Source organism: Phyllobacterium sp. 01N428 (assembly GCF_056399405.1).
The window spans coordinates 1-523 of the sequence record NZ_JBFTRH010000023.1 but is presented as its reverse complement, the minus strand read 5'-3'; the positions used below and the strand labels follow the sequence as shown (position 1 = coordinate 523).

General features: G+C 67.3%; 1 protein-coding gene. It reads left to right on the top strand.

The window, feature by feature from the left end:
* The coding region (locus AC1DNI_RS22760) for a hypothetical protein (protein ID WP_477693525.1) at positions 1–523 on the top strand (523 nt) is incomplete at both ends.

The following is a 523-nucleotide window of genomic DNA, read 5'->3' as shown; positions in this document are numbered from 1 at the left end:
GCCTGGATCAGGTGATCGACCAGTTGACCATGATGAGCGACGTGCGTCAGTCGCCGCTGATCGCGCTGATGAACACCCTGGCGTATCAGGGCCAGGCCGGCACTCGCGGCCCGGCCCTGGGCGCGTCGTTGATCCACTCGGCGCAGAAACTGATAACCCAGGACAAGGTGCCGCTGATCGACCAACAGGCCCCCGGCACGAGCGGCCCGCTGGACGCCACCTTTGGCCCGCTGCTGGCCCTGTTGGGCAAGGAGGCCGAAGGCAAGAACGACAACGACCGGCTGAGCCTGCAGGCCTTCCTCACCCGCGTCACCCGGGTACGCCTGAAACTGCAGCAGGTGAGCAACGCCGCCGACCCGCAGGAAATGACCCAGGCCCTGGCGCAAACCGTGTTTCAGGGCAAAAGCGTCGACCTCACCGACACCCGTGCCTACGGCAGCCTGATCGCTGCCAGCCTGGGGGCGGAGTGGGGCGGGGTCGGCCAGACCCTGTTCGTGCAGCCGCTGGAACAGGCCTGGCAACG